We start from the raw sequence: 5108 nt of genomic DNA on the forward strand, positions 1-5108 counted from the left end.
GTGGGACTTAGTTTACTTATATTTCCCGGGATAAGAGACATAATACTAACCCCGGCAGTAGATGTACTAATGGAAACAACTAATTATTCATCGGCAATAATCGGAATGTAATATGAAGTACTTAGCATTATTTATCATATCGTTGATATTCTGGCTTTTGATTACTTTCAGCCTGACGCTTGCAAACATTATCACAGGAGTTATAGCTGCGCTCATTACCAGTTACCTGTTTGGGAGGTATTTTGTCACCGATGTAAGGAAGTTTCTGCAGCCCAGAAGATACGCATGGCTCATCCTTTACATCTTCATTTTCCTCTGGGAATGCATAAAAGCCAATTTTGATGTTGCCTACAGGGTATTGCATCCGGCAATGCCCATAAAACCAGGAATAGTGAGGGTTCAACTGAAAATCAAAACCGATATTGCCAAAACCATGCTGGCCAATTCGATTACCATGACACCCGGCACCATTGCCGTGGATGTAAAAGACGACATCATGTACGTGCACTGGATCTACGTCAGTTCGGAAGATCCCGAAGTATATACACATAAAGTTTCCGGAAGATTTGAAGATTATATACAAAAAATATTTGAATGATGGATTTACTTCACATACTCTTGTACATACAAATTGGCCTTAGTGTCTTCTGTCTTTACAGAATCATCAGAGGCCCGTCAATAGCCGACAGAATGGTTGGTATCGATATATTTGGAATTCTGGTCGTGGGTATTTGTGCCATCCTGGCCGTGATTACCGACCGAACGTTTCTTATTGACATCGGTATCGCCTGGGTGATATTGAGCTTTATTGGTACACTCACCCTGGCAAAATATATTAGTGGTAAAAAATTAAACGAATGATATGGCAAGCACAATTCTTATAGCAATCGGAGTATTATTCAATTTGTTCGGATGCATCGGCTTAATCCGGCTTCCGGATGTTTACAACAGGCTGCAGTCGGCAACAAAAACCGTAACCCTGGGTACATGGAGTATCCTGATCGGTGTGCTGGTTAAATACGGATTTGTAGAGATCGGTGTCAAAGCACTGATCACCATTCCAATCCTGTTTTTCGTATCTACCGTTGCAGCCCACGCACTGGTCAGAGGTTCCTATATCTTTGGAGTCCCATTAGGCAAGAAGAGTGTTAAGGATGATTATAAGGAGGAGAATGATTGAATGTGAAAATGCTAAGTCAAAAAATGCTGGTTTGACAAAGAGTTTGATGGTTTGACAGGAGTTTGATGAAGAAACAGCTTACTATATTGCAGGATGAAAAAATGAATAGATAATAACAGAACATATATGAATCAATTGTCATTTGTTGTCATTCATGGTCATTCTATTGTCATTCGGTTGTATTCGTAGTTTTAAAAAGGTTAAAAAAATTTTAATAATCAGTAGGTATGCAAAAAGATGAATAATGGAACACATTGAATATAAGAATAATAGAATAGGAGAAAATGATAGAATGCTACAACAATAGAAGAAAATAATGCTTAACTCTGGGTCCTGAGCTCTGGGCTACAGGCTTTAATCATTTAATCAATATAATAAACATATACCTATGAGATATCCCAAAATAAGAGAATTAGGAGAAGCCGTTGTATCACTGGTTTCGCCGGCCTATACAACCAAATATCCGAAAAAGGAACACGTGCCGTTTGAAAATTTCAGAGGCAAGCCCGTGGTGGATGATGATAATTGCGTGGGATGTGAAACCTGTGCGAATGTATGTCCTCCTATGGCCATTACTTTTGAAGATGACAGGGAAAAAGGCATCCGGACGATCAGAAGGGACTATGGAAAGTGCATCTTTTGCGGTCAGTGCGAAGAGCACTGTATTACCCAAAAGGGGGTGAAGCTTTCGGACAAAATATTTGATATGTCGTCATTCGACAGAAATGACAATGTGGAGTATCAGGAGAAAGAACTGCTGATATGCAAAAATTGCGGGGCCATAATCACCACCAAAGAACATTACATGTTCATGCATAAAAAACTCGGGCCAAAAGCTTATTCGAACATCATGAACCTGAACATGCTCAATGAAAAATTACGGCTGGCCTCCGAAGATAATACAGAGGTAGCGCTCAGCGAAGACCTCAGACGACGGGATGCCTTCAACATCCTGTGCCCAAACTGCCTAAGAGAATTGCAACTAAAAACTCACGGTAGATGAACCGATGGACCCCCTGGAAATCCTTAAAGACAATAAAACCCTTTTCATTGGTATTGGCAACGTTTTGAAAAGTGACGACGGAGTAGGTGTTTACATCAGCAACAACATAAAAACCCGCAAAAAAATCTCATCCCTCAACGTAGAGGTAAGCATAGAAAATTATATTGGTAAAATCAACAAGCTGAACAGCGATTTGCTGGTATTGCTGGATTGTATGGATTTTCAACAACCTCCGGGATACTGGGATTTAATACCTGTTGCCGGATTAACCGGGCATACTACCAATACGCACAACATCTCACTGGACAAAATTTCTGAACTTTTTGATGCACCGACCTATATATTGGGCATTCAGCCCCAAAATATACATTTCGGGGAACATTTAAGTCCTGAAGTAAAAATAGCGGCTAATAACATCATTGAACGGATCAATCAACTACATTGAAAAACTTGTTGAAATTCCAGAAAAAAATCTGTATATTTAAAAAAAATGGAGGTTATTATGTCCTATGATTATTATTGTCCAATGTGTAAAGGTCAATTGCGGGTTGAAAACAACCTGGTATTTACAGCCAAGTCAAAGGAAACCAATCAGAAAGGCCTGATTTTTTTAAGTCCTGAACTGGGGAATTATAACACAACCAAACATCCCGGTTTTGACCTACAGGAAGGAGAAAAATGCGTTTTCTATTGTCCCATTTGTCATGCGACCCTAAACAAAGAAAAAACCAATAACCTGGTAAAAATCTTTATGAAAGATGAGAAGGATCATGAATACGAAATCTTTTTCTCGGGTATCGCAGGAGAGAAATGCACCTACAAACTGAGAGACAAAAAGATGGAAGGCATGGGTCCGGATGTGGAACGGTACAAAAAATATTTCGACGTTCCGGAAGAAGATCAAAAGTATTTGTAGATCGCCTGGCCAAATGTTGAACGTAATCTCAACCAAGGTGGCCAAAGAAATATGGTGTAAGCTAATTGTGGAATTAGAGCTCCCAATAAAAGTACACATTAAATCGTCTTAAATACAATCTATATGGCAGAACTTAAATTGTGGCAAAAGATTTATTCACTTTGTGATGAGTTTTTTTCACTAAAACCCTGGAACATTTTATATGAAGATGATCTATTCGCAGTTAAGAGTCCTGAAAGCGGAAATGAGTATTTTATAAGTATCATGGGAAGTAATGAAGAGGTATATGCAATGTCTGCCTATGAAGGCGCTGAAGCCCTTTACCAGTTTTGGGATTTACATAATGGTGAAATTGAACTTCCCCCTGAAACCATTATGTTGATTCCCCATATGATGGTATCTCTTGATAACCGTGAGAATATACCCCAAAAACAACGGTCAGTCATCAAACAACTGGGACTAAAATACCGGGGGAAACAGGCATGGCCGAATATAGAAAGAATAATCCCGGCCTACCTGCCTGATATACCGGATGATTCACACCTGTATGATCTTGTTTATATCCTGGAGCAAAGCATCCAGGTAATCAAGCGGGCATCAAAAAGTGTGGCTTTTATTTACAATGAGGAGCGCCATGAGGACGAATATCTTTTCCGTGAAGCAAACTCGGATAACGGTCAATGGGTTTGGAAGGATGTATATAAAAGGGTAACTGTTCCGACCAGGGAAAAGAAGATTAATTATAGTAATGACAAACTGGCCTCTTTTAAAAAATTACCCGTGGGAAATCATGAACTGGAAATGGATTTGGTAATGATCCCTGCACCCACGAAAGAAAAAGGCGGAGCTCCCTATTTTCCTTTTATTTTTATTATTGTGGATCCTAATAGGGGTATGATCATTGACTTTGAGATACTGTCACCCGAACCAGACTTTGATTCTATGCTGAACAGGCTCCCGGACACCATTCTCGGGAAAATAATCAAAACGGGCAAACGTCCCGGGGAGATCAGTTATAAATCTCCTTATATTGAAGGGATCATGGAATGGATCGAAAAAGAAACAGGCCAGAAAATGGAACAAAGAGTGGATCTACCAGCGCTCGATGAGGCTGTGGAATATTTGATTGACAGCATGAATAAATAAAATCAGCTATAACCCATTATCGATTTCTAACTGGAATCATTCAGTTATATTGGATGATTTTTCAATATTATTTCTTAAATTATCAGGTTGGATTTTCAACTCTTCAGAAGGGTTTAACCTGATAATTCCATAGCCATGAAAACACAAATTTTATTTCCAGGTATAATGCTTTTCTTATTATTGGGTTCTTTCTGTGCAACAAACAAAGAAAAGGCAGAGAAAACAGAGAGAGCCTCTCCCGCTTTTAAAGAAACTGGGGAACAGGAAATCACGTTAATTTCTGTTTATGACAATTACCAGGCGAATCCCGAAATGCAAACCGCCTGGGGATTTGGCAGTGTTATACAAACTCCGGATGAAAACATATTGTTTGATACGGGAGGTAATGTGGATATTCTGCTTTCCAATATGAAAAAAATGGACATTGCCCCGGAATTAATTGATAAAGTATTCATTTCTCATATCCACGGGGATCATCTGGGTGGCCTGGAAGGTTTCCTCGACAAGAACAAGGATGTTACCGTTTTCATACCGGCTTCTTTTCCCAATTCGGTAAGCAATATGATAACCAATAAAGGCGCCCTGGTCAAAGAATTATCAGATCCGGGAAAGATTACCGATTTTGCCTGGTCCACCGGAGAACTTTCCGGCCCACCCACAGAACATGGATTGATGATCCATTCCAAAAAAGGACTGATCGTAATGACAGGCTGCGCCCATCCGGGAATTGTGAAGATTGTCAGGAGAGCCAAAGAGCTGACCGGAAAAGAAAGTGTATACCTGGTCGTTGGAGGTTTCCATCGTCCACCGCGATCGACTGTAAAAGAATTCAGGGAACTTGGAGTCGAAAAGGTAGCACCCAC

General features: G+C 39.9%; 8 protein-coding genes. All 8 read left to right on the top strand.

The genetic code is table 11. The annotated features are described in order from the left end of the window. Nucleotides 1–112: 112 nt before the first annotated feature. Nucleotides 113–598 (top strand): Na+/H+ antiporter subunit E, encoded by a 486-nt coding sequence (locus KGY70_12535; GenBank protein ID MBS3776011.1) that lies wholly within the window; start codon nucleotides 113–115, stop codon nucleotides 596–598. Beyond that, on the top strand, nucleotides 595–861 hold the full coding sequence (locus KGY70_12540; protein ID MBS3776012.1) for a hypothetical protein: 267 nt from the start codon (nucleotides 595–597) through the stop codon (nucleotides 859–861). The genes KGY70_12535 and KGY70_12540 overlap by 4 nt, the downstream gene beginning before the upstream one ends. Before the next feature lies 1 nt (nucleotide 862). Then, the gene (gene mnhG / locus KGY70_12545; protein ID MBS3776013.1) at nucleotides 863–1180 is read left to right on the top strand and encodes a monovalent cation/H(+) antiporter subunit G; all 318 of its coding nucleotides are present in this window, start codon (nucleotides 863–865) and stop codon (nucleotides 1178–1180) included. Nucleotides 1181–1568: 388 nt separating this feature from the next. Further along, a complete protein-coding gene (locus KGY70_12550; protein ID MBS3776014.1) occupies nucleotides 1569–2183 on the top strand; it encodes a 4Fe-4S dicluster domain-containing protein in 615 nt (204 codons plus the stop codon). Between the two features lie 4 nt (nucleotides 2184–2187). Beyond that, on the top strand, nucleotides 2188–2628 hold the full coding sequence (locus tag KGY70_12555; protein MBS3776015.1) for a hydrogenase maturation protease: 441 nt from the start codon (nucleotides 2188–2190) through the stop codon (nucleotides 2626–2628). A gap of 57 nt (nucleotides 2629–2685) precedes the next feature. Next, entirely contained in the window at nucleotides 2686–3099 is a 414-nt protein-coding gene (locus KGY70_12560) for a hypothetical protein (protein MBS3776016.1), read from the top strand. 123 nt (nucleotides 3100–3222) lie between these two features. Further along, nucleotides 3223–4245: a hypothetical protein gene (locus KGY70_12565; GenBank protein MBS3776017.1), complete on the top strand. Its 1023-nt coding sequence runs from the start codon at nucleotides 3223–3225 to the stop codon at nucleotides 4243–4245. A gap of 135 nt (nucleotides 4246–4380) precedes the next feature. Next, nucleotides 4381–5108, top strand: a 728-nt coding sequence (locus KGY70_12570; protein ID MBS3776018.1) for an MBL fold metallo-hydrolase, incomplete at its 3' end; no start/stop codon positions are given.

It is taken from the genome of Bacteroidales bacterium (genome assembly GCA_018334875.1).
In the GTDB taxonomy this organism is placed as follows: domain Bacteria; phylum Bacteroidota; class Bacteroidia; order Bacteroidales; family UBA12077; genus JAGXLC01.

Bases quoted from the DNA above. Each gene is read 5' to 3' on its own strand.
- KGY70_12535 (MBS3776011.1), top strand. From the start codon at position 113: ATGAAGTACTTAGCATTATTTATCATATCGTTGATATTCTGGCTTTTG.
- mnhG (MBS3776013.1), top strand. From the start codon at position 863: ATGGCAAGCACAATTCTTATAGCAATCGGAGTATTATTCAATTTGTTC.
- KGY70_12565 (MBS3776017.1), top strand. From the start codon at position 3,223: ATGGCAGAACTTAAATTGTGGCAAAAGATTTATTCACTTTGTGATGAG.
- KGY70_12555 (MBS3776015.1), top strand. From the start codon at position 2,188: ATGGACCCCCTGGAAATCCTTAAAGACAATAAAACCCTTTTCATTGGT.
- KGY70_12560 (MBS3776016.1), top strand. From the start codon at position 2,686: ATGTCCTATGATTATTATTGTCCAATGTGTAAAGGTCAATTGCGGGTT.
- KGY70_12540 (MBS3776012.1), top strand. From the start codon at position 595: ATGATGGATTTACTTCACATACTCTTGTACATACAAATTGGCCTTAGT.
- KGY70_12550 (MBS3776014.1), top strand. From the start codon at position 1,569: ATGAGATATCCCAAAATAAGAGAATTAGGAGAAGCCGTTGTATCACTG.